The 669-nt window shown below is 77.7% G+C and carries 1 protein-coding gene; it reads left to right on the plus strand.

The genetic code is table 11. The annotated features are described in order from the left end of the window. Positions 1-669, plus strand: a 669-nt coding sequence (locus FV230_RS29020) for a GNAT family N-acetyltransferase (RefSeq protein WP_147844805.1), incomplete at both ends; no start/stop codon positions are given.

Here is a 669-nt window from a genome sequence, read left to right on the forward strand (position 1 = left end):
GCCGCCATGGACCGCGCCGGCTGGCGCCGGGCCACGGTGGCCGCCTTCGAGCGCCCGGTGCTCGACCGGCGCCCGAGCCACGACGCCTTCCTCGCCGGCCACCCGCACAGGGCCCGCCTGAAGGACCTGCGCCGCCGCGCCAAACGCTTGAGCGAGGCCGGCGCGGTGACGTTCGAGACGGCGACCTCCGGCCCGGGCCTGGAGCGGGCGATCGCCGCCTTCCTCGCGCTGGAGCGCGCGGGCTGGAAGGGCGCGGCCGGCTCGGCGATGGCCTGTCGCCCGGAGCACGCGGCCTTCGCACGTGCGCTGTTCGGGCCGACGCACGGGCCCGTCGGGGCGCGCGCCGACATCCTGGCCGTCGACGGCGGGCCGGTCGCGATCAGCCTCGCGCTCACCGGCGGCGGCACCGCGACGCTGCTGAAGACCGCCTACGATGAGGACCGGCGCGCCTGCGCCCCGGGCCTGCTGCTCGAAGCCGAGATCGTGCGCGCCTGCCACGAGACCGCCTTCGCCGACCGGCTCGATTCGGCCACGCTCGCGGGCTCGGCCCTGGAAAGCCTGTATCGCGAGCGCGAGCGCGTCGCCGAGATCATCGCGATGCCGCCGGGCCGCGACGCGCTCTCGCTGGAGCGGCGCGTCCGCCTCGCCCGCTTCGAGCACCGCGCCCGC

Source organism: Methylobacterium sp. WL6, from assembly GCF_008040095.1.
Classification (GTDB): domain Bacteria; phylum Pseudomonadota; class Alphaproteobacteria; order Rhizobiales; family Beijerinckiaceae; genus Methylobacterium.